The 26,737-nt window shown below is 65.3% G+C and carries 24 protein-coding genes; 8 read left to right on the forward strand and 16 right to left on the reverse strand.

Annotated features, from left to right (window positions below):
* Nucleotides 1-84 precede the first annotated feature (84 nt).
* The 6 genes from ACZ1JX_RS01845 to ACZ1JX_RS01870 all read right to left on the reverse strand — a co-directional run bounded on the left by ACZ1JX_RS01845 (nucleotide 85) and on the right by ACZ1JX_RS01870 (nucleotide 6,637).
* Nucleotides 85-1,065, reverse strand: a complete 981-nt coding sequence (locus tag ACZ1JX_RS01845; RefSeq protein ID WP_465125132.1) for a DUF4402 domain-containing protein — start codon at nucleotides 1,063-1,065, stop codon at nucleotides 85-87.
* Entirely contained in the window at nucleotides 1,065-3,833 is a 2,769-nt protein-coding gene (locus tag ACZ1JX_RS01850) for a hypothetical protein (RefSeq protein ID WP_465125133.1), read from the reverse strand. The genes ACZ1JX_RS01845 and ACZ1JX_RS01850 overlap by 1 nt, the downstream gene beginning before the upstream one ends.
* Before the next feature lies 1 nt (nucleotide 3,834).
* A complete protein-coding gene (locus ACZ1JX_RS01855) occupies nucleotides 3,835-4,764 on the reverse strand; it encodes a fimbrial biogenesis chaperone (RefSeq protein ID WP_465125134.1) in 930 nt (309 codons plus the stop codon).
* An 18-nt stretch (nucleotides 4,765-4,782) separates the two neighbouring features.
* A complete protein-coding gene (locus tag ACZ1JX_RS01860; protein ID WP_465125135.1) occupies nucleotides 4,783-5,190 on the reverse strand; it encodes a hypothetical protein in 408 nt (135 codons plus the stop codon).
* A 78-nt stretch (nucleotides 5,191-5,268) separates the two neighbouring features.
* The gene (locus ACZ1JX_RS01865) at nucleotides 5,269-5,793 is read right to left on the reverse strand and encodes a DUF4402 domain-containing protein (RefSeq protein WP_465125136.1); all 525 of its coding nucleotides are present in this window, start codon (nucleotides 5,791-5,793) and stop codon (nucleotides 5,269-5,271) included.
* Nucleotides 5,794-6,361: 568 nt separating this feature from the next.
* Complete coding sequence (locus ACZ1JX_RS01870) at nucleotides 6,362-6,637, reverse strand: HU family DNA-binding protein (protein WP_144902088.1); 276 nt, start codon at nucleotides 6,635-6,637, stop codon at nucleotides 6,362-6,364.
* A 343-nt stretch (nucleotides 6,638-6,980) separates the two neighbouring features.
* Here ACZ1JX_RS01870 and ACZ1JX_RS01875 point away from each other — a divergent pair, with 343 nt between their 5' ends.
* The 3 genes from ACZ1JX_RS01875 to ACZ1JX_RS01885 are packed head-to-tail and all read left to right on the forward strand — an operon-like array spanning nucleotide 6,981 to nucleotide 12,721.
* Entirely contained in the window at nucleotides 6,981-8,174 is a 1,194-nt protein-coding gene (locus ACZ1JX_RS01875; protein ID WP_465125137.1) for an efflux RND transporter periplasmic adaptor subunit, read from the forward strand.
* A 6-nt stretch (nucleotides 8,175-8,180) separates the two neighbouring features.
* Complete coding sequence (locus ACZ1JX_RS01880; RefSeq protein ID WP_465125138.1) at nucleotides 8,181-11,315, forward strand: efflux RND transporter permease subunit; 3,135 nt, start codon at nucleotides 8,181-8,183, stop codon at nucleotides 11,313-11,315.
* Nucleotides 11,312-12,721, forward strand: a complete 1,410-nt coding sequence (locus ACZ1JX_RS01885) for an efflux transporter outer membrane subunit (protein WP_465125139.1) — start codon at nucleotides 11,312-11,314, stop codon at nucleotides 12,719-12,721. Before ACZ1JX_RS01880 ends, ACZ1JX_RS01885 begins: the two co-directional genes overlap by 4 nt.
* 289 nt (nucleotides 12,722-13,010) lie before the next feature.
* On the opposite strand, the gene ACZ1JX_RS01890 is transcribed toward ACZ1JX_RS01885, so the two are convergent.
* From ACZ1JX_RS01890 to ACZ1JX_RS01910, 5 genes are read right to left on the reverse strand one after another with little or no spacing between them, the layout of a single operon-like run.
* Nucleotides 13,011-14,180: an acyl-CoA dehydrogenase family protein gene (locus tag ACZ1JX_RS01890; protein WP_465125140.1), complete on the reverse strand. Its 1,170-nt coding sequence runs from the start codon at nucleotides 14,178-14,180 to the stop codon at nucleotides 13,011-13,013.
* Nucleotides 14,177-15,391, reverse strand: a complete 1,215-nt coding sequence (locus tag ACZ1JX_RS01895; RefSeq protein WP_465125141.1) for an acetyl-CoA C-acetyltransferase — start codon at nucleotides 15,389-15,391, stop codon at nucleotides 14,177-14,179. Before ACZ1JX_RS01895 ends, ACZ1JX_RS01890 begins: the two co-directional genes overlap by 4 nt.
* Nucleotides 15,392-15,393: 2 nt before the next feature.
* Complete coding sequence (locus ACZ1JX_RS01900) at nucleotides 15,394-16,620, reverse strand: CoA transferase (RefSeq protein WP_465125142.1); 1,227 nt, start codon at nucleotides 16,618-16,620, stop codon at nucleotides 15,394-15,396.
* Nucleotides 16,621-16,623: 3 nt separating this feature from the next.
* Nucleotides 16,624-17,802: an acyl-CoA dehydrogenase family protein gene (locus ACZ1JX_RS01905; protein WP_465125143.1), complete on the reverse strand. Its 1,179-nt coding sequence runs from the start codon at nucleotides 17,800-17,802 to the stop codon at nucleotides 16,624-16,626.
* A 12-nt stretch (nucleotides 17,803-17,814) separates the two neighbouring features.
* A complete protein-coding gene (locus ACZ1JX_RS01910; protein ID WP_465125144.1) occupies nucleotides 17,815-18,732 on the reverse strand; it encodes an SDR family NAD(P)-dependent oxidoreductase in 918 nt (305 codons plus the stop codon).
* Between the two features lie 174 nt (nucleotides 18,733-18,906).
* On the opposite strand from ACZ1JX_RS01910, the gene ACZ1JX_RS01915 reads away from it, so the two are divergent.
* Nucleotides 18,907-19,815, forward strand: coding sequence for a LysR family transcriptional regulator (locus ACZ1JX_RS01915; RefSeq protein WP_465125145.1), 909 nt, complete (start codon nucleotides 18,907-18,909; stop codon nucleotides 19,813-19,815).
* A 103-nt stretch (nucleotides 19,816-19,918) separates the two neighbouring features.
* Nucleotides 19,919-20,917 carry an energy transducer TonB gene (locus ACZ1JX_RS01920; protein WP_465125146.1) on the forward strand — a complete coding sequence of 333 codons (999 nt, stop codon included), beginning with the start codon at nucleotides 19,919-19,921 and terminating at the stop codon, nucleotides 20,915-20,917.
* 33 nt (nucleotides 20,918-20,950) lie between these two features.
* Here the strand turns inward: ACZ1JX_RS01920 and ACZ1JX_RS01925 are convergent, their stop codons facing one another.
* The 3 genes from ACZ1JX_RS01925 to folE are packed head-to-tail and all read right to left on the reverse strand — an operon-like array spanning nucleotide 20,951 to nucleotide 23,055.
* Entirely contained in the window at nucleotides 20,951-21,427 is a 477-nt protein-coding gene (locus tag ACZ1JX_RS01925; RefSeq protein ID WP_465125147.1) for a PaaI family thioesterase, read from the reverse strand.
* Between the two features lie 43 nt (nucleotides 21,428-21,470).
* Nucleotides 21,471-22,439, reverse strand: coding sequence for an NAD(P)/FAD-dependent oxidoreductase (locus ACZ1JX_RS01930; protein WP_465125148.1), 969 nt, complete (start codon nucleotides 22,437-22,439; stop codon nucleotides 21,471-21,473).
* Nucleotides 22,440-22,458: 19 nt separating this feature from the next.
* Nucleotides 22,459-23,055 (reverse strand): GTP cyclohydrolase I FolE, encoded by a 597-nt coding sequence (folE, locus tag ACZ1JX_RS01935; protein ID WP_465126335.1) that lies wholly within the window; start codon nucleotides 23,053-23,055, stop codon nucleotides 22,459-22,461.
* Between the two features lie 165 nt (nucleotides 23,056-23,220).
* Between folE and ACZ1JX_RS01940 the strand changes: the two genes are divergently transcribed.
* Complete coding sequence (locus tag ACZ1JX_RS01940) at nucleotides 23,221-23,811, forward strand: PAS domain-containing protein (protein ID WP_465125149.1); 591 nt, start codon at nucleotides 23,221-23,223, stop codon at nucleotides 23,809-23,811.
* On the opposite strand, the gene ACZ1JX_RS01945 is transcribed toward ACZ1JX_RS01940, so the two are convergent.
* Both ACZ1JX_RS01945 and ACZ1JX_RS01950 read right to left on the reverse strand, forming a co-directional pair.
* Nucleotides 23,808-24,782, reverse strand: a complete 975-nt coding sequence (locus tag ACZ1JX_RS01945) for a sensor histidine kinase (protein ID WP_465125150.1) — start codon at nucleotides 24,780-24,782, stop codon at nucleotides 23,808-23,810. The genes ACZ1JX_RS01940 and ACZ1JX_RS01945 overlap by 4 nt on opposite strands.
* A gap of 144 nt (nucleotides 24,783-24,926) precedes the next feature.
* The gene (locus ACZ1JX_RS01950) at nucleotides 24,927-25,319 is read right to left on the reverse strand and encodes a hypothetical protein (RefSeq protein ID WP_465125151.1); all 393 of its coding nucleotides are present in this window, start codon (nucleotides 25,317-25,319) and stop codon (nucleotides 24,927-24,929) included.
* Between the two features lie 153 nt (nucleotides 25,320-25,472).
* On the opposite strand from ACZ1JX_RS01950, the gene ACZ1JX_RS01955 reads away from it, so the two are divergent.
* Nucleotides 25,473-25,868 carry a protocatechuate 4,5-dioxygenase subunit alpha gene (locus tag ACZ1JX_RS01955; protein ID WP_465125152.1) on the forward strand — a complete coding sequence of 132 codons (396 nt, stop codon included), beginning with the start codon at nucleotides 25,473-25,475 and terminating at the stop codon, nucleotides 25,866-25,868.
* Nucleotides 25,865-26,710, forward strand: a complete 846-nt coding sequence (locus tag ACZ1JX_RS01960; protein WP_465125153.1) for a class III extradiol dioxygenase family protein — start codon at nucleotides 25,865-25,867, stop codon at nucleotides 26,708-26,710. Before ACZ1JX_RS01955 ends, ACZ1JX_RS01960 begins: the two co-directional genes overlap by 4 nt.
* Nucleotides 26,711-26,737: the final 27 nt, after the last annotated feature.

Here is a 26,737-nt window from a genome sequence, read left to right on the forward strand (position 1 = left end):
CAGGCCGGGGCCCATGACGGTGCAATCCCACAAACCCTTCAAAACCAAAGCAAAGCTCGAAGCCCAAGCTCAAAGCACCACCACTCAGTTATACTGCACCGTCACCGTCACCGTCCCCGTAAACGTCCCCAACGCGCTCGAGCCCGAGAGCGGCACCGTGCCGCCCACGTTCACCTGCACGCTGCCTGCCGTCCCGGTCGAACCGCTCAGCACCTGCGCCCCGCCGCCAGTGTTGGAAAGCGTCGCCGTCACCGATCCGCTGCTGCCCGACAGCGTCACCGAACTCGGCACCGAAACCGTCACCGCCTGCCCGCCTTCGCCCGCCACAGTGAACCGGGCCGCCGTCGCGGCGGGCGAGGGAAAGCGGCGGACATTGGTGCCGGTCACCGAGGCCACGCCACCCGGCGTCAAAGTCAGCGTGCCCGAACCGCTGCTTGGCCGGGTCACGCTGCCGAACTGCAGGTCCTGCGTCTTGGCGATGCTGATCGGCCGGATCACTTTGGCGAGGATGTTGCCGACCAGCGAATCCGCACCCCCGCCGAAGGAGCGCTGCGCGGTGATCAGGTACGAGGACACCGCGTTGCCTGTCGGGTCTGCAGAATCGTTGCCATCCACCGGCAGGTCGAATCCGATCAGGAATGTGCGCGCCGAACTGCGCGGGATCGGCGCAAGGTTGATCACGATATAGCTGCCCGCACTGAACGCCGAAGTGATCGTCGCAGTGCCGTTGGCGATGCTGATTGCGGTGATGTAGTTCAACCGACCCGTCGGCGTCCCCGCCAGCGCCAGCGTCACCTGCACGTTGGTCGAATTGCAGGCACTGGTGTTGCTGCACGAGATCGTCACCACGGCGTTCGCCCCCGAGCCTGACAGCCGCACGCCGCTCCCCGAAAGCAGGGTCACCGCCCCCGATGTCGCGCTTGAGCGGAACACTGTCTGTCCCGATGATGCCGAGACGATGTCGCCGAAGTTCGCGTCGGTGATGGTGTCCACCGAATATGTCTGGGCCTGCGCCGCGCTTCCGGCGAACAGCAGCATCAGGGTCAGGAGGAACAAGCGCAGCATCAGCGGGAAACCATCTGTGTCGGCTGGTTGAAGGCGACTTCGCCCGAAGCGTCAATGCTGCGTCCGTCAGCCCCCACGGTCACGAACACGGGTTCCTTCAAGTGCATGCCAAGCCGCGTGGCCTGTTCGGGATCGATCTCCAGCGCATAGCTGCCCGGCTTGACCTCGTCGAACACCGCAGTGCCGTCGAACTCGGTCATCCCTTGCACGACCACGCCCTTGGCCGAGACCAGCCGCAGCTTGACCGCCGATAGTCCGCTCAAGGAGCCCTCGCGCCCGCGGAAGCGGATGCGCGCGACCAATTCAGACGTCGGCACCATCGGATAGTTGATCTGCGCGACATTCCCCGCGCGCGCGGCGAATGTGATGTTCTGCGGCGGCGGGGCGACGAACATGGTCTCCGCGCCTGAGACATCGGCACGCAGCGACGTCATAGTGCCATCGCCAAGCCCCGTCACGAATGCACGCCCCTGTGCGTCGGTCACTGCCTTCAGTCCGCCGCCTTGGATGACCACGCCCGGCACCGCTTCCTCGCCCGCATCGCGTGTCCCGTTGGCATTGGCATCGATGAACGCCAGCAGCGCTGCGCTCGCACCGTTGGCGGGGCCGGGAGGGGTCATGCGATAGCGGCCTTTCAGCGGATCGCGGGCAATCCCGAAGTTGAGCTGTATGCCAACCCGCCAGCGGTTCTGGCTGGTCGACCAGTCGCCGCCCAATGTTGCCGTCGCCATCGGCAGGCGTGCGGTGAAGGCTGCCTGCAGTGCCGTGTCGCTGGCGGAGAAGTTGCGCGTCGCGCCGAGCCGCAGGCTGTAGCGCTCGCCGATCGCACGGTCGGCAGCAAAGCCCAGCGTGTCGAGCCGCGTGCCCGGCTTCAGGCGGAAATCGGCCGTCGCGCGCAGCTGCCACTTGTAGTCGATCAGCCGCATCGCGCCCAGATTGGCGTTGATCCGCGTGTCCGAGAAGCTCCCCTGCGTCCGGCGGCTGTAGTCCGCCCCGATCGCCAGCAGCGTCTGTCCGACATTGGCCGTGGTCCGCGCGCGGGCCGAAAGCGTCTGCCCGCCATCCTTGAATTCGGCGCGCTCGAAGCGGCCTGAAACCGGCAGGCCGAGCGAGCCCGGCAGCGGCACGGCAAGGTCGAACACCACTTCGCTGTAGCGGCGCATCGGACGGCCCGGATCGAACAGCATGTTGGCCTCGTCGGCAAAACCGCCGCCATATTCCACGTGCCGTCCAAGGAAGCTGATCCCCTTGATCCGCCCGGCCAGCCCGAGCGAGACCGCGCGCCCCTTGCCGAAATCGCTCGCCAGATCGGCCTGCACCGCAAGCCCCATCAGCGAGGTGCGCGTGCCGAGCGAGCCCATCGTATGGCTCGCCCCGCCAAAGTCGGTGAACCGCGAAAGCCCCGCCGTCACTGTCACATGCTCGCTGATCCCGTGCGCGATGTTGAATGTCGCGCGCAAGTCGCCCTTGCCCTTGCCGAAGCCGCTGAGGTTGGCGTCAGAAAGGTCGATCAGCGTGCGGTCCTGCGATACCACGCCGAGGTCCACCGTGGTCCTGCCCGCCGCCAGCTGCCCGCCGCCGACGTTGATCACCCGCGTCCGCTCGAGCCGCTCGCCACGCGGGCCATAGAGCACGACGCGCAGCGCGTTGCGCCCGCGCACCAGCGGAATGTCGTTGAACTCATAGCGCCCTTGCGCGGTCGATCCACGCTGTGCGGACCGCAGGATGTCGTTGACGTAAAGCTCAGCGTCATAGCCCAGCGGCAGCTCGCCGCGCAGGTTGATCCGCTGGAACACGCTCGCCTCGTCCAACCGCGATGACGAAAACACGAAGCCCGCCCCGCCAAGGCTGCGCGCGCCGACCACTTGCGGCGGCGTGAACACATCGCCCGCCGAGGCCGACGTGCCGCCGAGCGCGCCCAGCAGCCGCCCTTCCTCCGACCGCCGCGTAAACGCCACGCGCGCCGAGGAGGGCTTGCCCTGATCGTCTGTCGCAAGCCACGCCGAGAAGCCGGTCTGCAGCAGGTCGGCGGCAACGCGCCCCTCGAACCGCGTCACAGCCCGTCCGCCACGCGCCCCGCCTTCACGGTTGTAGCCAAGCTCGCTGGTGAAATCGAACGAGGGCGCGCCCACCCAGCGATAGGGCGTCGCCACGCGCAGCGCATCGTCCTGCTGCTCGGGTGCCCCTGCAAGGCCTGCCATGCGCGCCAGCCGCTCGCGCTGCGCCTGCAGCGGCAGCTTCTCGGTCGCCTCCAGCGTCAGGATCATCTCGTCGGCCACCGAGGTGATGCGCAAAGGCAGCAGCTTGGCCACCAGCGAGGCGCGCAGGTAGATGTCGGTCTCGGTGATCAGGCTGTCGGGCGGCACCAGCGCCACGACCTTGCCGCCAATCAGCGCCTGCCCGGATTTCAGATCGATGGTGATCGGCCGCTGCCCTTCACCGATGCGGCCCGAGGCGATGCCATTGCCCACATCGATGTCGAGCGGGATCTCGAGCAGGCGCGACAGCTCGCCCAGCGGCAGCAGCGGATCGGCGGGATCGCCATAAGCGGTCAGCGCCTCGCTGATCGTGGTGCCGTCCAGCTGGACCGAGAACAGCAGCAGGTCATTGCCGAATGCGGGCACGGGCAGCCCAGACGTCGACAGGGCGCGCGTGGCTGGGCCCGCCTCGCGCGCGGCGTCGGCGGATTGCGCAGGCGCAACCGGTCCCTCCGGCGCGCCGCTGTTGCCAGCGGCGGCCAGGGCCAGGATACCCAGCGTTGTCAGCATGTCAGGGGGCGGTATAGGTCCCGCTGGCGATGGCGACGGGCTTCTTGCCGTCGTCCGCGCTGTAGGTCGCCGTCACCACTTCGCCCTTCTTCAGCGGGCGCAGCAGCGGCACCAGTGCCTCGCGCTCGTCGGCTTCGGGATAGACCGCGATGCCGCGTGCGACTCCGACTATCTCCTTGGCCGTGCGCAGTTCAAGGTTGCCGTAGAGCGATGTCACACCCTTGCGGCGCAGCGTGACCGAGAGGGCAGGCCCTTCGCGCACCGTCGCTGCCGCAATCGGCCCGATGCTGCCGGTCGCGTCCGGCTCTCCGCCGCGCACGATCAGCGGGATCGAGATGCCGAAGACCGACTGGATGCGCAGCACCAGCTCGCCCTTTTCCGCAGCCGCCGCCTGCTCCGCCGTCAGCCCGGTATCGGGCGCAGGAACGGTAGTGACGGTCAGATGCGTGCGATATTCGCTCGTGTCGGCGCCGTCGGCCAGCGTGGCGCGCACGCGGATCGTCTTGCCCTGGCCCGGCGGCAGCGTCAGCCGGCTCGGCGCTGCCAGCACGAAGGGCTTGGCAGAACGGACCTTGGCACCCACCGCTTCGGCTGCAGCACCGCGTTCAACCAGACGCGCCAGCGGCACGATCTCGCCCGAAGGCAGCATCGCGTTGTCGACCAGCGCCACGTCGACCGTCACCGGCGTCGTCCCCTGGTTGAACACATAGACCGCCTCGGTGCGCTTCGTGCGATCGAAGATCACGCGGCGCGGAGTAATGTTGATGTTGGCCGCAGCCGCCTGCACCGGCACGCTGAGCTGCGGTGCCTCGGCCTTGGGCGCGGTGATCGGCAGCGAAGCCTGCTGCCCCCACGCGCCGGTCGGCACCAGCAGCGGCAGCAAGGCCAGCATCGTCCTGGAATAGCGCTTCATGGCAAGATCAGCCTTCATGGAAGCCCGCTCAACCGGTCAGTTGAACTGGGCAAGAAACAGGATCGAACTTCCGCCCGGCGAGGCAGCACGGATCGTGTTGCGCAGGCGGGCAGGGGAGGCGGCGGTCTGCAGCAGGTCGATGCGGTAAACCCCGCTTGCCATCACCACCACGCCGCTCTGGCGCGAGGCATTCTGCCCGCCAGGCTTGCGCGGCGACAGCAGCATCGAGACCGAATCTCCCATGCCCCCGTTGAGAAACACCGCCGAGACGGCGTCGCTCAGGATATCGAACGAAAAGCCCGCACCCACCGGTTCGACGATCACGACCGACGCGCCTGCATCAGCCGTTGCGGCGTGGGCGACCGGAGACAGGTCCAAGGCCGCGCCCGCGATCAGAACCGCAGCGGCCAGTTGCCGCGCCTTGTTCTTGTTCGATGAGCGCATTGCCTTTCCCCCTCCTGCCTCCGGTACCCTTCCGCCCCGGGAGAGTTGTCGCATGGCGACATCTCTCCCGGAGTTGCCTCACTGATACGTGACGGTAACCGTGAAGTTGCCGGTATAGGCACCGGTCGCCTGTGTGTCAGGCAGGCTGAACGAGCCACCGACGTTGAGCGTGGAGGACCCTGCAGCAGCCAGCGCGCCCGAAAGCGTCACGGTCGAGCCGAAGTCGGGCAGCAGCGTGACCGCGATGGTGTTGGTGCCGCTGGTCAGGTTGACGGTCGCCGGGATCGAGGTCGTGACCGACTGGCCGCCTTCGCCATCGACGGTGAACTGTGCGCGGCTGGTGGTGCTGGCAAGCGCAACCGCGCCGCTGGCTGCAACGACGGTGTTGCCGGTGTTGGCCAGCGTGACCGTGCCCGTACCGCCGGTGCGCGGACGCACGATGCGGCCGAAGGCGAGGTCGCTGTTCTTGGTGATCGTCAGCGGGCGGACGATGGTGACCGACCCTGCTGCAGTGGCACTGCTGGTATTCGCGGCCTGGGCGAAGGCGGTGCCTCCGGCCAGCAGCCCGGCGGCAACAGCCGCACTGGCAAGCAACTTCTTCATCTCAATTCCCCTATCCAAGACCCCGGAGCCACCGGGGCCGTCCCGAAGCGAAATCCGTGAGGCTTGCCCGCAGATTTCGTTGCCGGCGAAACTGGCCGGACAGGGATTTCCCTAGGTAGACGTGCCTAAGCAATGGTTAACGGAAATGCGACCCGAGGCCGTTCAGCTGATCGCGATCGAGGGTGTATATTAACGATCAAATCAATGAAAATTATCGGCAATATGCCAAAATTCGGCAATGTGTAACGTCCGACTTTAACTGAACTTAATGTCAATTTGACCTGATTCCGGCTCGAAATTCGTTAACTTTCGGGGGGAGCCAGACTGTCTAGAGACAGGCTGTTATAGCGCCTTTCGGACCAGCGCCGGGGATGCCCGATGGCGAAAGATGCTCGGATGAAGAGTCAGGCCACGCAAGGCTGTCGGCGAGTCTGGTGCTGCGAGCCGAAAAGGCGGTGCCAGGGCGCGCGCCACGCACAAGAAGGGGCGCGCAAGGATGGGAATGCGAAATAATGGAGAGCAGGGGTGGACCCGGCGCCTGCACTGGCAGGCGCCGGTCCCGAACGGATCAGCCGTTCAGCTTGTCCTTGACCGCCTTGGCAGCCGAGAAGGTCAGCTTGTTCGAAGCTGCGATCTGGATGGTGGCGCCGGTCGAGGGGTTGCGGCCTTCGCGGGCCGGGGTGTTCTTGACCTTGAACTTGCCGAAGCCGTTCAGCGAGACTTCCTCGCCCTTCGCGGCTGCGTCGGCGATCGCTGCAAAAACGCTGTCGACGACCTTGCGGGCGTCTGCCTTGGTGAGGCCGTGGCTTGCTGCGATGGAATCGGCGAGGTCGCTGTTGTTCATTGTCCTGATGTCCTCTGCTGGAAAGGGAGCGCACGGCTAACGCATGGCGAACCGCGAAAGCCATGGCCTTTGCGCGTCTTTCCACTGAATTTCGCAGGCACCGAGCGATTTTAGCTCGATTTTGGGCTTGTGCCCCGCCGAATCGGCATTTTTCGGGAACCTGCAGGGCATTTGTAACTTTGTGTCGCAACCCGCGACCTTGCCCATCAAGGGGCGTGCGCGGCTGCAGCAATATGCTAGACACAGGCTTCAAGGCCATTTCGCACTTGCGAAGTAAGGGCGGGTTTCGCACTGCGTGATTCGCCTCGAAGCAGTGCCGGAATGTGCAAATTGGCGTTTTCGAGTGAGACTGTCCTTGCGCTCCAGCATCCGTAATTCGTTTCTCGCAGGCCCCGTCGTAGTCGCATTGCTCACGCTTGGCGCGTGCGGTTCGTCCGACGCTGCCAAGCCCAAGCCGACCCCGATCGTCGGCGTGATGATCGCAAAGACAGAGCCGGTCGAACTGACCGCCGAGCTTTCCGGCCGGACCGAAGCGTCGGAGGTCGCCGAAGTGCGGCCGCAGGTTGCAGGCATCGTCATGCAGCGCCTGTTCCAGGAAGGCTCGTTCGTGCGTGCCGGGCAACCGCTCTACCAGATCGATTCCCGCCTCTATGCTGCCAGCCAGGCGCAGGCGTCCGCCTCGCTCGCCGCTGCGCAGGCCACGGTCGAGGCCAATCGCCTCAAGGCAGAACGGTTCGAGGCGCTGGCCGTGCAGGGCGGCGTCAGCAAACAAGACGCGGCAGACGCACGCGCCGCCTACAACCAGTCGCGTGCTGCCGTCGGGCAGGCCCGGGCGGCGCTCGCCTCGGCACAGGTCAACCTCGGTTTCACCCGCGTGTCTTCGCCGATCAGCGGGCGCATCGGCATCTCGATGGTCACCAAGGGTGCCCTCGTCACCAATGCGCAAGCCACGCCCATGGCCAAGGTCCAGCGGCTCGATCCGATGTACGTCAACATCAAGCAATCGGGCGCGGATTTCGTCGCCCTGCGCCGCGCGATCGAAAGCGGCAAGCTTGTGTCGGGCGCGGCCCCGGTAACCGTGATCCTGCCCGATGGCAGCACCTACCCCATCGCCGGCAAACTCAATCCCGCCGACATCGACGTCGACCCCGAAACCGGCACTATCACCGTTCGCGCCGTCGTCCCTAATCCCAAGGGCGAATTGCTTCCCGGCCTGTTCGTGCGTGCCCGCGTGGCGCAGGGCACCGTGCCAGACGGCATTCTCGTGCCCCAGGCAGCGGTCAGCCGCGATCCGCGCGGTCGCGCCAGCGTGCTTGTCGCCAATGCCAGGGACGAACTCGAAAAGCGCGAGATCGTGGCGGACAGCCCGGTCGGCCAGAACTGGCTTGTGACCTCGGGACTGAAGCCTGGCGACCGCGTCGTCGTCGAAGGCCTCATCAACGCGCGCGAGGGCCAGAAGGCCAAGGTCGTCCCGGCGGGCAGCAAGCCGAAACCCGAAGCAGGCCCGGGTGCAACCGCCAAGAGCGGCGGGAACTGATCCCGCATGATTTCCCGCTTCTTCGCGCACCGCCCGATCTTCGCATGGGTGCTGGCCATCGTGATCATGGCCGCAGGTCTGTTTGCCGTAAGCACGATGGGGGTCGAGCAGTACCCCGACATTGCCCCGCCCACCGTCTCGATCAATGCCAATTATGGCGGCGCCGATGCCGCCACGGTCGAGAATTCCGTCACCCAGATCCTCGAGCAGCAGCTCAAGGGGCTCGACGGAATGCTCTATTTCAGCTCGACCTCGTCGAACGGCTCGTCGAGCATCACCGTCACGTTTGACAAGGGCACGGACCCCGATACCGCGCAGGTCCAGGTCCAAAACGCGATCTCGCGCGCAGTCAGCCGCCTGCCCGCCGTGGTCCAGCAGCAGGGCGTCAACGTCAACAAGGCGCAGTCCGACCAGCTGATGGTCGTCTCGATCTATGACGAGAGTGGCAAAGCCACCAATTCCGACATCTCGGACTACCTCACCACCCATTTCCAGGACCCGATCTCGCGTGTCGAGGGCGTCGGCAGCGCGCAGATCTTCGGCGGTTCCTTCGCCATGCGCGTGTGGCTCGATCCGCTCAAGCTCGCCGCCGTGCAGCTCATGCCGTCCGACGTGACCGCGGCCCTGCAGGCGCAGAACACCCAGGTCGCCGCGGGCGAGATCGGCGGCAACCCCGCCCCCGAAGGCCAGCGCCTCAACGCCACGGTCACCGCCCGCTCGCGCCTCGAAACGCCCGAGCAGTTCGAGAACATCGTGGTCAAGACCAACGTCGATGGTTCGGTGGTGAAGCTCAAGGACGTCGCCCGTGTCGAGATGGGCGAGGAAAACTACGGCGCGCTCAGCCGCTTCAACGGGATGCCCGCCACCGGCATGTCGATCAGCCTCGCCTCGGGCGCGAACGCCACGCGCACCGCCGATCTGGTCAAGGAAAAGGTCGCCGAACTGGCAAAGGACCTGCCGCCGGGTTACCATACCGCCTACCCCCGTGACAGCAGCATCTTCGTCAAGCTCTCGATCGAGGAAGTGGTCTGGTCGCTGTTCGAGGCGATCGCGCTTGTCGTGATCGTGATGTTCGTTTTCCTGCAGAACTGGCGCGCCACGCTGATCCCGGCGATTGCCGTGCCGGTCGTGCTGCTCGGCACGTTCGGCGTGCTCTCGCTGTTCGGCTACACGATCAACACGCTGACCATGTTCGGCGTCGTCCTTGCCATCGGCCTGCTGGTCGATGATGCCATCGTCGTCGTCGAGAACGTCGAGCGCGTGATGCACGAGGAGCACCTCGGTCCCCTCGAAGCCACCGTCAAGTCGATGGACGAGATCACCTCGGCGCTGATCGGCATCACCCTCGTGCTGACCGCCGTGTTCGTGCCGATGGCCTTCTTCGGCGGCTCGACCGGGGCGATCTATCGCCAGTTCTCGGTCACCATCGTCTCGGCGATGACCCTGTCTGTCCTCGTCGCTCTGGTCTTCACGCCCGCCCTGTGCGCCACCTTGCTGGTGCCGGTCGAGCGGGAGAAGCCCAAGGGCCGGTTCTTCTCGCGCTTCAACCGGGCCTATTCCGGGCTGGAGGAGCGCTACAAGACCCGCCTGTCCCGCACCGTCGCGCGGCCCTTCCCGTGGATGGTGGCCTTCGGCGCAATCACGGTTGCCATGGTGCTGCTCTACCTGCGCCTGCCCACCAGCTTCCTGCCCGACGAGGATCAGGGCAACATCTCGATCAACTACCAGCTTCCGGTCGGCTCCACTTCCGAGCAGACCCGCGCCGTGGCGATGTCCATTTCGGACTACATCCGCAAGACCGAGGCCGACAACATCAAGGCGGTCTTCGTGGTCATGGGGCGCGGCCAGTCCGGCTCGGCGCAGAACGCAGGGCAGGGCTTCATCCTGCTCAAGGACTGGTCCGAACGTCAGGGTGCAGATCGCTCCGCCGCCGCGATCGCAGAGCGCCTCAACGCCTATTTCCGCAAATCGCGTGAAGCGCAGATCTTCATACTCAACCCGCCGCCGATCCGCGGCCTCGGCCAATCCGCGGGGTTCGAGATGTGGATTCAGGACAGTGCCGGTGCCGGCCGCGAAGCGCTCACCGCCGCCCGCCGCCAACTGACCAGGATGGCAGGCGAGGACGAACGTCTGGCGCAAGTCCGTCTCAGCGGCCTCGAGGACACCCCGCAGCTCAAGGTCGACATCGACGACGACGCCCTGACCGCCTTCCAGATCGCGCCCGCCAGCGCCAACTCTACACTCTCCATCGCCTGGGGCGGACTCTACGTGAACGACTTCGTCGACCGCGGCCGCGTCAAGCGCGTCTATGTCCAGGGCGATGCGCCCTATCGCGCCAAGCCTTCCGACCTCGGCCAGTGGTTCGTGCGCAGCGCCAATGGCGAGATGGCCCCGTTCTCCGCCTTCGCCTCCTCGCGCTGGACGCAAGGCCCGGTCCGGCTCGACCGCTTCAACGGCATCGCCGCCCAGCAGTTGAGCGGCAGCGGCGCGCCCGGCGTCAGCTCGGGCGATGCGATGAAGATCATGGAGGACAACGCAGGCCAGCTCGAAGGCAACTTCACCCCTGCATGGAGCGGCCTGTCCTATCAGGAACGCGCCGCATCCAGCCAGTCCACGCTGCTCTACGCAGCCTCGATCTTCTTCATCTTCCTGTGCCTTGCCGCGCTCTATGAAAGCTGGTCGGTGCCGGTCGCGGTGCTGCTGGTGATCCCGCTGGGCATCATCGGCGCGGTCCTCGCCGTCACCTTGCGCGGCTATGACAACGACATCTATCTCCAGGTCGCCCTGCTCACCACCATCGGCCTGTCCGCCAAGAACGCGATCCTCATCGTCGAGTTCGCCGAATTCGCCATGGCCAAGGGCGCGACTCCCGTAGCTGCAGCGCTCGAAGGCGCGCGCCTGCGCCTGCGACCGATCATCATGACCAGCGTCGCCTTCATCGCGGGCGTCGTGCCGCTGGCGCTGGCGTCCGGTGCAGGTGCCAACGGCCGCCGCGCCATCGGCACCGGCGTGCTGGGCGGCATGCTCTCGGCCACGGTGCTCGCGATCTTCCTCGTGCCGGTGTTCTTCGTCCTGGTGAAAGGCTGGCTCGCCCGCAAGCAGCCCGCCGCCAGCCCTCAGCTGCAGGGAGAACCGGCATGAACCGCCGCGCCATAATCGCCACGCTCCCCGCGCTCGCCCTTGGCGGCTGCAACCTTGCGCCGAAGTACGTGAGACCCGAAGCCCCGGTTGCCCCCACCCTGCCGCAAGGCGCGGCGTACCCGGCGCTATCCTCTACAGAAACGCAGGTCGATGCTCTCGGCTGGCGCGATTTCTTCACCGATCCGCGCCTGCAGCAGGTCATCGCCAAGGCGCTGGCCGACAACCGCAACTTGCGCGCCACGCTCGCCAACGTCGAGCGGGCGAGGGCGCTCTACCGCGTCAACCGCGCCGCCCTGTTTCCCATCGTCAACGGCTCGGCCACGCTCTCGGCTGTGCAAGGCACGCAAGGCCGCGTGACCGACAACTTCCTCGTCCAGGCAGGGTCAAGCTCCTACGAGATCGACCTGTGGGGCCGCTTGCGCAATCTCAGCGCCGCCGCGTTCCAGACCTGGGCCGCAACCGACGAGGGCCGCAAGTCCACCCAGATCGCGCTCGTCGCCGAAACCGCCAGCGCTTGGCTCTCCTATGCCGCCACGGCTGACGCCCTGCGCATCGCGCAGGAAACCGTCGCCACCCGCAAGGACACGCTCAGCCTCAACCAGCGGCGCGAAGCCAACGGCATCGGCACCAGACTCGATGTCGCCACCGCAACCTCGCAGTTGAACGCGGCCGAGACCGCCGTGGCCGATCTGCAGACCAATCTTGCACAGGCCCGCAACGCGCTCGAACTGATCACCGGCGGCCCGCTGTCCGATGATCTCCTGCCCACCACGCTCGGCACCGGCGATCAGGTGCTCGGCGCCCTGCCGGTCGGCCTGTCGTCGGAGGTGCTGCTGCGCCGTCCCGACGTGCTGTCGGCAGAGCACAGCTTGCGCGCCGCCAATGCCAACATCGGCGCGGCCCGCGCTGCGTTCTTCCCCCGTCTGTCGATAACCGGCCTGTTCGGCTTCGCCTCGCCCGGCCTGACCCGCATCTTCGAAAGCGGCGATTTCCAGAAGACCGCGAATACCGCCATCAGCCAACGCATCTTCGACGGCGGCGCTACCGCCAACAACCTCGCCGCCGCCAAGGCCTCGCGCGATGCGGCGCTCGCCACCTACGAGCGCACCATCCAGACCGCCTTCCGCGAAGTGGCAGACGCGCTCGCCCGGCGCGGCACGATCGATGAAAGCCTGCGCGCGCAGACCAGCCTCGAAGCCAACGCCGCCACCGCCTTGCGCCTCAGCAAGCTGCGCTACGAAGCGGGCGTCGCCAACTTCCTCGAACCTCTCGACGCCCAGCGCACACTCTACAACGCCCAGCAGTCGCTCATCTCGGCCCGCCTGACCAAGGCCAGCAACATGGTCGAACTCTACCGCGCCCTGGGCGGCGGACTGGTCGAAACGACGGCTACGCCGCAAAGGTAGTGCGGCCTGGGCTCGACTCCAAAGATCGCTATTTGAACCGTCACCCCGGCGAAGGCCGGGGCCCACGCGCTCTAAGCGTGACGCCGTCCCAGACCGGCAAACCACCCCGCGGCAGCAAAGGCAGGAAAGCACCCCTGCTGCGGAGGAACTCTGCCCGTCAGCGTAATGGGTCCCGGCCTTCGCCGGGACGACGCTGGACTGCGCAAGACCATACGTCACCCCGGCGAAGGCCGGGGCCCATTACGTCGCCATAGAGCGCAACCCCCGAACCTCAAAAACGCCGCAAACCTCAATAACTCCGCGGCAGCCCCAGCACATGCTCCGCCAGAAACGACAGGATCAGGTTCGTGCTGATCGGCGCCACCTGATAGAGCCGCGTCTCGCGCAGCTTGCGTTCCACGTCGTACTCCTCGGCAAAGCCGAAGCCGCCGTGCGTCTGCACGCAGGCATTGCCCGCTTCCCATGAGGCATCGGCGGCGAGCATCTTGGCCATGTTGGCCTCCGCGCCCATCGGCAGCCCCGCCTCGTACATCCGCGCCGCCTCGCGCACCATCAGCTCGGCCGCGCGCATGTTCGCGTAAGCCTTGGCGATGGGGAAGGCGACGCCCTGATTGGCCCCGATCGCCCGCCCGAACACCTGCCGCTCCTTGGCGTATTCCACCGAGCGCCGCGTAAACCACTTGGCATCGCCCACGCATTCCGCCGCGATCAGCACGCGCTCGGCGTTCATGCCTGAGAGGATATAGCGAAACCCCTTGCCCTCTTCGCCCAGCAGGTTTGCCGCCGGAATGCGCATCTGGTCGAAGAACACTTCCGTCGTCGCATGGTTCATCATCGTGCGGATCGGGCGGATGGTCAGAGACCTGCCCACCACCTCGCGCATGTCGACGATGAACACCGAAAGCCCGTCGGTCTTCTTGGCCACCTCCTCGCGCGGCGTCGTCCTCGCCAGCAGCAGCATCAGGTCGGAATGTTCCGCCCGGCTGGTCCAGATCTTCTGGCCATTGACCACGTATTCGTCGCCCTCACGCCGGGCGAACGTGCGCAAGCTGGTGGTGTCCGTTCCGCTGGTCGGCTCGGTCACCCCGAAGGCCTGAAGCCGCCATTCGCCGCTTGCAATCTTCGGCAGATAGGTGCGCTTCTGCTCTTCCGAACCATGGCGCAGGATCGTGCCCATAATGTACATCTGCGCGTGGCACGCCCCGCCATTGCCGCCCTCGGACTGGATCGTCTCGAGGATCGCCGCCGCCGCGCCAAGACCCAGCCCCGACCCGCCATATTCCTCGGGGATCAGCACCGAAAGCCAGCCTGCTTCAGTCAGCGCGTTGACGAACTCGGTCGGATATTCCCGCTTCTCATCCAGCTTGCGCCAGTACTCGCCCGGAAACTGCGCGCAGAGCTTGCGCACGCCTTCGCGAATTTCGCCATGGTCCTCGGCATCATAAGGAGAAAGGATCATCGCGCCGCCTCGAACACCGCAGCGATGCCCTGACCGCCGCCGATGCACATCGTCTCCAGTCCATAGCGACCCCCACGCCGCTGCAACTCCCGCGTCAGGTTGGCCAGAATGCGCCCGCCGGTCGCGCCGATGGGATGGCCCAGCGAAATGCCCGATCCATTGACGTTGAGCATGTCATGGCGGCTGTCATCGTCAGACCAGCCCCAGCCCTTGAGGCAGGCCAGCACCTGCGGCGCAAACGCCTCGTTCAGTTCGATCAGGTCGATATCGCCCCATGAAAGCCCGTTGCGCGCAAACAGCCGCTCGGTCGCAGGCACCGGGCCATAGCCCATGCGCGAAGGATCGCAGCCCGCCGCCGCCCACGAATGGAACCACGCAATCGGCTCCAGCCCAAGCTCTTCCAGCTTGTCCTCTGCCACCACCAGGCACGCCGCCGCCGCATCGTTCTGCTGGCTGGCATTGCCCGCCGTCACCACGCCCTTTTCCAGCGGCTTCAGCTTGCCGAGCGACTCCATCGTCGCATCGGCGCGATAGCCCTCGTCATGCGCGAAGGTCACCGGCTCGCCCTTCTTCTGCGGAATGCTCACCGGCACAAGTTCATCATCGAACAGCCCCTTGGCCCACGCCGCCGCAGCGCGCTGGTGGCTGCGCACGGCATAGGCGTCGCACGCCTCACGGCTGATGCCGTAGTCCTTGGCGAGGTTCTCCGCTGTCTCGATCATGCCGCTGATCACGCCATAGCGCTCGATCGGCTGGCTCATCACCCGTCCGCGCGTCAGCCGGTCATGCAGCGTCAGCGACCCAGCCCGTACACCCTTGCGCACGTCGGTGGTATAGTGCTCGACGTTCGACATCGATTCCACCCCGCCCGCCACGACCACGTCGGAAACGCCGGTCTGCACCATCATCGCCGCATTGACGATCGCCTGCAGCCCCGATCCGCAGCGCCGGTCCAGCTGATATCCGGGCACTTGCTCAGGCAGGCCCGCCAGCAGCCACGACCAGTGCGAAATGCACGGCGCTTCGCCATTGCCATAGCCTTGCGCAAAGATCACATCGTCCACCCGCGCCGGATTGATCTTCGTCCGCTCCATCAGCGCGGTCAGGATCGTCGCGCCCAGCTGCCCCGCAGTCAGCGACGCAAGGCTTCCGCCAAACTTGCCGACGGCAGTGCGGATCGGGGCGACAATGGCGGCTCTACGAAGGGTCATGCTCATTCCTTGTCCGAAGTGGCAACCACGCCCCGGTCGATCAGCGCGGCAATCTCGCCCGAAGCCATGCCCAGCCGCTCGGCCAGCACCTCCTCGCTATGCTGTCCAAGGTAGGGCGCAGGCAGCGGATCGCCTGCCTCGCGGTCGGGGATATTGGCGAAGCTGCGCGTCGCCGGGTATGCAAACCCGCTGGGGTTGGCGGGCGAGGGGCCAAACAGCGGATTGTTGCCTACAAGCTCGGGGTCGCGGGCCATCTCATACATCGTGCGATAACGCTCGAACGTTGCCCCGGCCCTGGTCAGCCGCGCCGCCATTTCGGCATAGTCGAACCGCTCCGCCGCCTCCTGAAACATCGAGAACAGCCGGTGCCGATGCACGAAGCGGTGATGGTCGCTGGCAGCAAAGCTCACGCCCAGTTCCGCCTCGACTCCGGCAACGTCTTCGGTCAGCCCGAACGCCGCGACCGTAGCCGTCCACTGTTTGGGCGTCAGCGCGGCGATCATGAAGCGGTGGCCGTCACGGCTCTGGAAATCGCGCCCGAATGCGCCCCAGATCGCATTGCCGATCCGCTCGCGGTCCCCGCCGCGATAGAGCATTTCGGGCGCGGCACCTGCGTTGAACGCCGTTCCAATCGCCACGTCGCCCAGCGGCACCCGCAACTCGCTGCCCTCGCCAGTCGCATCGCGATGGCGCAGGCCTGCGAGCAGGGCGAAGGCGCAATAGGCACCAGTGATGAAGTCCCAAGCCGGCAGGATCTGGTTCACCGGCGGCGCAGATCCCGCGTCCCACTCCTCTGGCCCGGTCATCAGCGGATAGCCCGACGCGGCGTTGACGGTGAAGTCCATCGCCTGCCGCCCGTCATGCCAGCCCATGATCCGCACCGAGACCAGATCGGGCCTTCCGGCCGCAATCCGCTCATGCGCCATGAAGCTCTCCACCGGCAGATTGGTGACGACCTGCCCAACCTTGCCCGCCAGCGCCACCGCCAGCTCGCGCCCTTCGCCCGTCTGAAGATCCAGCGCCACGCTCTTCTTCGCGCGATTCAGGTTCTCCCACGAAAGCGACCGCCCCTCGCGGGTCATCATGTAGCGCTTGTAGTCCAGCCCCCCACGTCGATCATCGATCCGGATAACCTCCGCCCCCAGCTGCGCGCAGTAAAGACCCACCGTGGGCGAGGCGACGAACGAGGAAACCTCGACGATCGATAGGCCGGAAAGCAGCTGGTACATGACCTACCAAACCGCCCCTTCACGCGCAAACTCGCGCAACAGGCTCTTGGCGATCTGCAACTGCATGATCTGGCTCGTGCCTTCGTAAATCCGCAGGATGCGCGCATCGCGGAAGAACCGCTCCGCCGGATATTCGGCAAGGTATCCCGCCCCGCCGAACACCTGCACGCAGCGGTCTACCACGCGCCCGCAGGCCTCGGAGGCGAACAGCTTGGCCGCTGCCGCCTTTCTCTGGATGTTCTCGCCCCGGTCGGCCCGCGCGCAGGCATCGCTGACCATGCATTCGGCGGCATAAAGCTCGGCCTCGCTGTCGGCCAGCATCGCCTGAATCAGCTGGAAATTGGCAATCGGCTCGCCAAACGCCTTGCGCTCAGTGGCATAGCGGATCGCGGTGTCGAGCGCGCGCCGGCCCATGCCAACGCCCATCCCCGCCACCGAAAGCCGCCCGTTATCAAGGCTCTGCATCGCAATCTGGAACCCGCGCCCTTCCTCCCCGCCGACCAGCGCCGAGCCGGGAATGTGCACGTCCTCCATGATCACGTCGGCAATGTGTGCGCCCGACTGGCCCATCTTCTTGTCGGGCTTGCCAATGGTGATCCCCGGCGTCGACATGTCGACGATGAACGCCGAGACATGCGCGTTCTTCGGCAGCGCCTCCTTGGACGTGCGCGCCATGATCAGCCCGATCTTCGCCCAGGGGCTGTTGGTGATGTAGCGCTTGGTCCCGTTGAGCCGGTAGCCGTTGCCATCACGCACCGCCGTCGTCTGCATCGCCGCGCTGTCCGATCCCGATCCCGGCTCGGTCAGGCCGAAGCAGGCGATCTCCCCGCTGGCGATGCGCGGCAGCCATTCGGCCTTCTGCTCCGCCGTCCCGAAATTCTTGATCGCACTGCCGGTCATGCCAATGTTGATCGACACGGTCGAGCGGTAGGCGGGCGAGGCATAGGCCATCTGCTTCACCGTCTCGATATACTGGCTGATGTTCATGCCAGCCCCGCCGAATTCCTCGGGGATGGTGATGCCGAACAATCCCATCTCGCGCATCTCGTCGAGGATCTCGTCAGGAATGCGGTCGTTCGCAATGACCTCGTCCTCCGCCGGGATCAGCCGCTCGCGCACATATCGCCGCAGCTGCTCGATGAACTGCTCGAAGATATCAGGGTCCATGCCGGGGTTAGTCATCTCGAAAAATCCTCAAACCGGATCATAGGGGAACACGTGGGCCGTCACTTCATCGGCCCGCGCAAAGCTGGATTTGAATGCCGGGATCAGCTCCTCGCCAATGCTCGCCGGCGTCCAGCCCTCGAGCTTGACCATCGAGCGCGCCGGGCGCGGCTTGGAGAACAGCACGATCTCGTTCTTGCGCACCGAGAACACCTGGTTGTTCACCTCGCTCGCCGCATCTGACGCAAGAAACGCCACCAGCGGCGCGATCTTGTCCGCGCTCATCGCCTTCATCCGCTCCACCCGCTGCTTCTGCTCGGGCGTTTCGGCGGGGATCGAGGCGGTCATCCGGCTCCACGCGAACGGCGCGATGCAGTTCGACCGCACCCCCCAGCGCGCCATGTCGAGCGCGATCGAGTGCGACAGCGCGACCAGCCCCAGCTTGGCCGCCGAATAGTTCGCCTGCCCCACGTTACCGATCAGGCCCGAGGTCGAGGTAAAGTGGATAAAGCTGCCCGATTGCTGCTCACGAAAATAGGGCGTCGCCGCCTTTGACACGTTGAACGCACCCGTCAGGTTCACGTCGATAACGCTCGTCCAGTCCTCATAGGACATCTTGTGCCAGATCGTGTCGCGCAGAATCCCTGCGTTGTTGACCACCGCGTCGATCCGCCCGAACCGCTGCACCGCATCCTCGATGATCGTCGCGGCACCTGCCGGATCGGCCACGCTGGCAAGGTTCGCCCAGGCCCTGCCGCCCGCAGCGACAATATCATCCACCGTCGATTGCGCCGGACCCGCATCGCCGCCATCGCCGCCCTGTGCCACGCCCGGATCGTTGACCACGACCGCCGCCCCTTCACGCGCGCAGAGCAGGGCAACCTCGCGCCCGATCCCGCGCCCCGCGCCGGTCACTGCGACGACCTTGCCCTCGAGCATCCCCGCCATTCGAATCTCCCAGAAGAGGCTTGTCGGTACTCTTGTTAAGCGACCGATTAAATCATTTCAACCGCAACCGCGCCAAGTGCGACGCACTGCTTCGCACAGGCCTTCACAATCATCTGCGATTGTGGTCAGGACGCATAACCAATCATCGCGTGATTGATCGAAGGGTTTCCGCTGATGCGTTTCAAAGGTCTCGATCTCAACCTGCTCGTCGTGTTCGATGCGCTGATGGAAACCCGCAGCGTCACCCGCGCCGCCGAACGCATTGGTCTGACCCAGCCCGCCACCAGCGCCGCCCTGCGCCGCCTGCGCGATTATTTCGGCGATGAGATCGTCGTCGCCGTGGGCAAGCGCATGCACCCCACGCCCTTTGCCGAAGGCCTGCACCCGCAGATCCAGCTCGCCCTGCGTGGCGTCGAACGCGCGATCACCACGCCCACGCGCTTCGACCCGGCAAGTTCCAACCGGCGCTTCCGCATCATCGGCTCGGACTACATCATGGTCGCCGTGCTGGTCCCGCTGATCGAGCGTTTCGCCCGCACCGCGCCCGGCGTGCGCGTCGAGATCCTCCAGCCCAACGAGCACAGCGCGGCAGAGCTCGAACAGGGCAGGGCCGACCTCCTGATCACGCCCGAGCCTTTCCTTGCCTCATGGCACCCGCACGAAGTGCTGTTTGTCGAGGAGCAGGTCGTCGTCGGCTGGTCGCAGAATCCTGTGTTCGAACGCGGGCTGACCGAGGAGGACTTCTATGCTGCAGGCCACGTGACCATCGCCTTCGGTGCGAACCGCACCCCGGCCTTTGCCGATTCCACGCTGTCCCGCCGCGGGCGCGAACGACTGGTCGAAGTCACCGTGTCGAGCTTCGCTTCGGCCCCCTGGTTCATCGAAGGCACAGCCCGCCTCGCCGTCCTCCATGAACGCCTCGTCCGCCAGATCGCCCGCCGCTTCAACCTTGCCTGGGCACCGATGCCGTTCGACTTCCCCCGGATGCACGAAATGATGCAATTCCACGAATCCCGCGCCGACGACGCCGGCCTCACATGGCTGCGCCAGCAGATGCGAGAAGTTGCGGCGGAAGCGGCTTGACGGGCGGTTCCGGCCCCACCCGATGAAGCCACATGCAAATTCGAGCGGAACGCGCAAAATATCTTGCGGTCAAATGATGGGGTGGCAATTGTAGCTTATGCCTTTGACCAACTTTGTCCGACCATTTCTCCGAGGAATTGAAACCATTTGGGCAAAGCAAATTGCCGTGCTGGTATTTTCAAGCATGGCAGTTTGCTGTGCTCATGCACAAGTTCTTCCGGATCTCACCGGGCTTGGCGTGTTCGAGCATCATCTTCCTGCTGAAACCATAAGTCGCATCGCGCCTGAACTCTGGGGCGATGATACGCGTTTCAGCTTGACGATCGGCCCGTCAGGCAAGCCTGAGCATTGCACCTACGTACCGGCACATAATGGACTGCCCCAGGCTGACGGTTCGCGGCTCTGTGGGGAACTAATTCATTATGGCATTTGGCAAATGCCAACGTGGCATGGCCCTTTCATGCGCGGCGGCAGGATCACGTTTGCTCTCAAAGGACGATGGAACGACGTACTTCGCCGGCCTGTTCACCTAACTGCCGCTCGCAAGGGCGCTCCTGTGGAGCTATTTCGCTCTGGCGAAAAGTGTGTGGCTTATGAATGGTTTCTGAAAGACGAAGACGTCGACACCTTGTGCAAACAGGCAATCGCTTCGCACGCCGAATTTGCTCCAAATGATGCTGGCGCATTGGTCGCCAAGCTCTGGGTGGCAGTTGATGCTAGGGATCGGCAGTTCGACCTTATGGCGGAACCGTGGATCAGGGACATTGATATGCCCGTGCGATACGCCGTCGACCCACCGCTGGCTGATGAGGTGCTGTGGCCCGAGCAGGGCGTGCTGGTAACCAGCTTCGACCAGTTGGACTACCCGCGAGAGGCGTTACTCCATGAAATCAGTGGCCTCGTGAAAGTCTTGGTCGGATTTGACCGGGCAGGCACACCAAAGTCTTGTAGGCCATTGAGATCGGACAACTCGACTTACCTTGGGAACGCCACTTGTCGCATAGCGATGCAGCGCGTTAGCTTTGACTTTCAGAGAGATGTTCCGCAGTTTGAAGGCGAACGCTACTACGCCGTTCCAGTGAATTGGGTTATACCGGAATAGCGCGATAGCCTCACGGGCAGCGGGTATTGGACGTCAATGCGAAGTCCGCTTCGCCCGCTTGATCGTCCCCGAAAAGCTCAGCACGGCCTCTTCCCTGCCGTCTGCCCCAACACGCAGCACCGTGCCGCGCGCGAACACCAGACTTCCGCCTGCCCGCACGCATTCCCCGCGCGCCGTAAGCAGGTCCCCGGCCTGCGCGCCGCTGACGAATTCGCAGTTCATCGTCACCGTCACGCCGCTCACTTCATCGCCATTCGAGGCTGCGACCATGAACAGCGAGAAATCTGCAAAGGTCATCAGCGACCCGCCGTGGACGATGCCGTGGCCATTGAGGTTCTTCGCCTCGGGAATGAACCCGGTGACGATCCCGCGCTCGTCCTTCCTCACGAAGAATGGGCCAGTGCCATCCTCGAACGGGTCTTTGCCCGACCATTTCCACCAGCCGGCCCAAGGCCCTTCGCTGATCTGTTCGAAATTGCCCCGGATTGGCGATACTTCTTCAGTGCTCATGGCCGCTCTCTTAAGCGGACGATTGAACCTGTGTCGATAGCAATCAGGCCACTTCCTCACGCTCGCGCGCCATCATCCGCGTTGCCAGCGTCCGGCCCGAAATCCACGCATTCTCGACGCGCGGCCCGAGCAGCCAGTCGCCGCAGATGCCGATCTTCGACTGCACGCTCCACAGCGCGCCAAGATTGCTGCCGGTAGACATGGCATAGCGCCAGCGGTGGGCAGACGCGGTGACGGGTTCCGGCAAGCTGATCTCCAGCGCGTCCTCCAAGGCAGCCAGCAGAGCGCGCGCCACGTCCTCCACCGAATCCTCGATGTGGCTGGTCGACCAGTGCGGGCTCGCCTGCACCACCCAGGTCTCCAGTCCCTTGCGGCCGGGCTTGGCGGTGTTGCGCGCAGCCCAGCTGATCAGCCCCGCCTCGCGCACTGTGTCCAGCTTGGAGGGCACACGCTCGCCAAACGCGAACATTCCGGTCCAGCAAGGCTGCGAGCGGGCGGCAAGGGCCGTGGAGGCCAGCGACAGGTCATGCAGCGCGACAATTGCCGCGGCCTGCTCGGGCGGAAGCGATACGACCACTGCGTCGAACGGCCCCGCCTGCGCCCGGTCACCGCCGGCCAGTTCTCCGCTGAGGTGCCATTGCCCCTCGCGGCGGACCAGCCCGCGCACGTGCCAGCCGAACGTCACGTCATGCTGGTCGGCCATTTCCTTGACCACCGCGTTCATCGTCGGAACGCCAACCCACGCGCCGGTTCCGGCAGCGGGCCAGGGTGCGGCAACGCCGCTGGCCGACCAGCGCGCGACTTGCGCCATGAACGCGGGATCACGCACGGTGAAGTACTGCGCGCCGTGATCGAAATGCGCTTCACCAAGCGGCGTCTGCATCCGCCGGGTAGACATGCGCCCGCCCGGGCCGCGTCCCTTGTCGAACAGCGATACAGTGTGGCCCGCACGGACAAGCTGGGCAGCACACGAGAGTCCGGACATGCCGGCCCCGACAATGGCAACTTTCATTTTCATGGGTTTGAGAGGATCAACCACGACCCATCAACGCCAGGACTTCCTTGCGGCTGCTGGCATCGTCGAGGAAGCAACCGAGCATCCGGCTGGTCACCATGCCCACGCCATGCGTCCGCACCCCGCGTCCGGTCATGCAGCCGTGCTGAGCCTCGATCACCACGGCCACGCCATGGGGCTGGAGGTTGTCCCAGATGCACTTGGCGACTTCTGCGGTCAGACGCTCCTGCACCTGCAGGCGGCTTGCATAGCCATGCAGCACACGGGCGAGCTTGGAGATGCCGACCACCCGGTCCTTGGGCAGGTAGGCGATCGACGCGGTGCCGATGATCGGCGCCATGTGGTGTTCGCAGTGGCTCTGGAACGGAATGTCCTTGAGCAGCACGACCTCGTCATAACCGCCCACTTCCTCGAACGTGCGCGAAAGGTGCAGGCCGGGGTCTTCGGCATAGCCGCGGCAGTATTCGCGCCAGGCGCGCGCCACACGCTTGGGCGTGTCGAGCAGACCTTCGCGCTCGGGCTCGTCGCCCGACCAGCGGATCAGCGTGCGGATCGCATCCTCGACATCGGCCGGGACGATGATCTTGCCATCCTCGCCGATCACGTCAGCCATGCCGGACGATGCGGCGAGGGAAGGGGAAAGGACGTTCATCTGCTTACGCGCTCCGGCTCGCAATGTTGCGGGATGCTGACCGGATGCGCCGCGACCCCCTCGGGAACAACACGGACCAAAGGGCACGGACTGGAAAGCGGCGCGAAAGCGCGTATATGTGCACCCATGTCCATAGCCGAAATGATCGCCTCCAGCCCGACGGCAGCCGTCATCAGCAATCCGCGTTTGCCGGACAACCCGATCATTGCCTGCAATGACGCGTTCGTCGAACTCACCGGATACAGCCGCGAGGAGATCATCGGTCGCAACTGCCGCTTCCTGCGCGGCCCTACCACCGAGGACGACAAGGCACGGGTCCTGCGCGAAGGCATTCACCGCAAGCAGCCGGTCATGGTCGAGATCATCAACTACAAGAAGGACGGCACCCGTTTCCGCAACGCGGTCATGGTCGCGCCGATCTTCGATGCCGATGGCGAGGTCGAGTATTTCCTCGGCTCCCAGGTCGAACTGGCCGAAGAACAGGGCGCAGCCAACGATGCGCGCCGCAACGGTGCTGCCGAGCGGGTCGAGCGCCTCAGCCGCCGCCAGAAGGAAATCCTCGTGCTCATGGCCGCAGGCAAGCTCAACAAGCAGATCGCCTACGAACTGGGCCTCAGCGAACGCACTGTGAAGATGCACCGCTCCGCCGTGCTCAAGGGTCTCGACGTCAAGACCAGTGCCGACGCCATCCGCGTCGCGATCGAAGCCGGCTTCTAACGCTCCAGTCTCTTCGCACCCTCGATCCGGAACTCGCACCACACGCCCGCCGGATCGAACGTCAGTTCCACTGCGTCGAGTCCCGGCTGCGGCATCAGCAGCTTCGTGCCGATCCCCGCGCGCGTCGGCGGGCTCACTTTCGGTCCCCCGCGCTCCGTCCATAGCAGGTAGAGCGTCGAGCTGCCCGGTCCGATGAACCAGCTCAGCTCCACATGCCCCCGCTCACCCGCCAGCGCGCCATGCTTGACCGCGTTGGTGCACAACTCGTGCAGCGCCATGATCAGCGGGATGCAGCTGTCGGTCGGCAGCAGGCAAGGCTCGCCGCTCAGTCGGATGCGCCCGTCCCGGTCGAACGGCGCGACCGTCTGGCGCGCGAGCTGCGGCAAGCGCCCTTCCGCCTCTGCCCCGATCTGCAGCAGGTCGCTCGCCGCTGCGAGACCCTCGATGCGCAGGCTGAATTCCTTGTAGAAATCCAGCGGAGAGGCTGCCTTAGGCCCGCGCGAAGCCAACGCCTGGATCAGCGTCAGCATGTTGCGCACCCGGTGACGCAATTCGCGGTTGTAGCTCTCGCGCTGGTCGCTGACCTCGCCGAGCCGCCGCATCGTCTGCCGCAGCATGCTGCCGATGAACACCGTGAACGCGCCCGAGAACACGAACAGGCCGAAGAACAGCACGCGCACCACGTTCACTTGCGAGAACCACAGCTCGCCCCCGAACAGCCGCTGCGCCAGCAAGGCCGCGATGACCGTGTAGGCCAGCGCATAGCGCAGCTCCAGCGCCAGCGAGGCGATCAGCAGGGCGGGCCAGTAGGTCACGAACGGCCGTCCCAGCGATCCGGTGTCGAGCACCGCGCGCATCACGGTCGGCACGATCAGCAGCACGGCGATCCACGCGAGCGATTGTGCTGGGGAACGCTGCGGATCGACCAGCAGACGAACAAGCTTCGCCTGCCGCGCTTCGTCCAGTCTCACGAGGCTCTCCCCTGCATCCCCTGCGGCCAGCCGCTCGGCATAGTTGGTCCGCTTTGGATAATACTAGGGTTGGAGAGAGAGCAAGTCCAAGAAAATAAAGCTGTTTCAGGGCTTCCGGGTGGACGTTAACCAATCCCCGAAACGTCAGGCGGCCTCGGGAAGCGCAAACTTCGTCGGGGTGGCAAGGCGCAGGACATCCGCCAGGGCGATCACTTCCGCCACGGCATGCGCTTCTTCCGGGGTGAGCCCCGAAAAGTCGGGAAGAAAGGCCCGGCAGGTCTGCAGCAGATTGCCCGGTGAGCGCTCCAGCTCGGAACGATAGGCATCAAGCGTGCGGCACCCGTCGATCTCGCCCCAGGACAGCCCTGTGGGCGAGGGCCGCTCATGGTAGGCCCACAGTGCCTGCACCGCCCGCTCCACCGCCAGCTGGGCCTGCGTCACCACGGCCGCGCCCGACGCGCGGGCCTTCAGGCGCTGGCGATAGCGGCGCTGGCGTTCCGCGTTGGAGAGTGGTTTAGCGTCGGTCGAGAAAGGCATGCCGAATTTTTACCGATTAACCAACACGTTGCATACTCCGTTACGTTACTTAGGCCGCATTCACCGTCTTTGACCTCGATCAAGGTCAATATCGTATGTGTTGCATATGAAATTCCCCGAGAGGGCAATCCAGCCCGCCGGGAGATTCGCACCATGGGGCCTCAACCAGCCACTGCTGTCGCGCAGGAGCAGTCGCTGCGCCGCGCGATACCGCTGTTCGACGGCGCATTGGCCACGCGCGGCTTTGAACTCAACGCGATGTGCTTCTCGTTCAACGAGAAGGCCAACCGCGACGCGTTTCTTGCCGACGAGGACGCCTATTGCGCCCGCTTCCACCTCACGCCCGAGCAGCGCAAGGCCGTGGCGGACCGCGACGTGCTGGCGATGCTCGATGCCGGCGGCAACGTCTATTACCTCGCCAAGCTCGCCGGCATTTTCGACCTTGGCGTGCAGGACCTCGGCGCCCTGCAGACCGGCATGTCGGTCGACGCGTTCAAGGCCATGCTCGTCACCTGGGCCGAAAAGATCCCCACCAAGGAGAACGCATGATGGCACAGGTCATCGGAGGCTATTTCACCAGCCACGTCCCCGGCATCGGCGGCGCGATCATGCGCGGCGATCAGGACACGCCCTACTGGAAGCCGTTCTTCGAAGGGTTCCCCCCGATCCGTGAATGGCTGGCCGAGGCAAGGCCCGATGTCGCCGTCGTCTTCTCCAACGACCACGGCCTCAACTTCTTTCTCGACAAGATGCCGACTTTCGCGGTCGGTGCCGCCCCGTCCTACGACAACGCAGACGAGGGCTGGGGCCTGCCGGTCTACAAGAGCTTCACCGGCCACCCTGCGCTGTCCTGGCATGTGATCGACAGCCTCGTGCGCGACGAGTTCGACATCACCACCTGCCAGAAGATGCTGGTCGATCACGCCGTATCGATCCCGTTCGAACTGGCTTATCCGGGCGTCGAAAGCTGGCCGCTCAAGCTGATCCCGATCTCGATCAACACCGTGCAATACCCGCTGCCAAGCCCCAAGCGCTGCCTTGCGCTGGGCCGCGCCGTCCATCGCGCGCTGCAATCGTGGGCCGGTAACGAGCGTATCCTGATCTGCGGCACCGGCGGCCTCTCGCATCAGCTCGATGGCCCCCGCGCCGGTTTCATGAACCCGGACTACGACCTGTTCTGCCTCGACAACCTCGCCGCCAACCCCGATGCGCTCACCGGCCATACCGCCGAACAGGTCGCCGAACTCGCCGGCACCCAAGGCGTCGAAATCCTCAACTGGATCGCCGCGCGCGGTGCGATGGGCGATGTCCCGCTGGCGGAAGTCAGCCGCAACTACCACATCCCCATCAGCAACACCGCCGCCGCCAGTCTCTTGCTCGAACCGGCGTAGGCCATCGCCCCTTTTGAATCCTCTCCA

The sequence above is a fragment of the Novosphingobium sp. BL-A-41-Hi4A-0G genome (assembly GCF_055521735.1).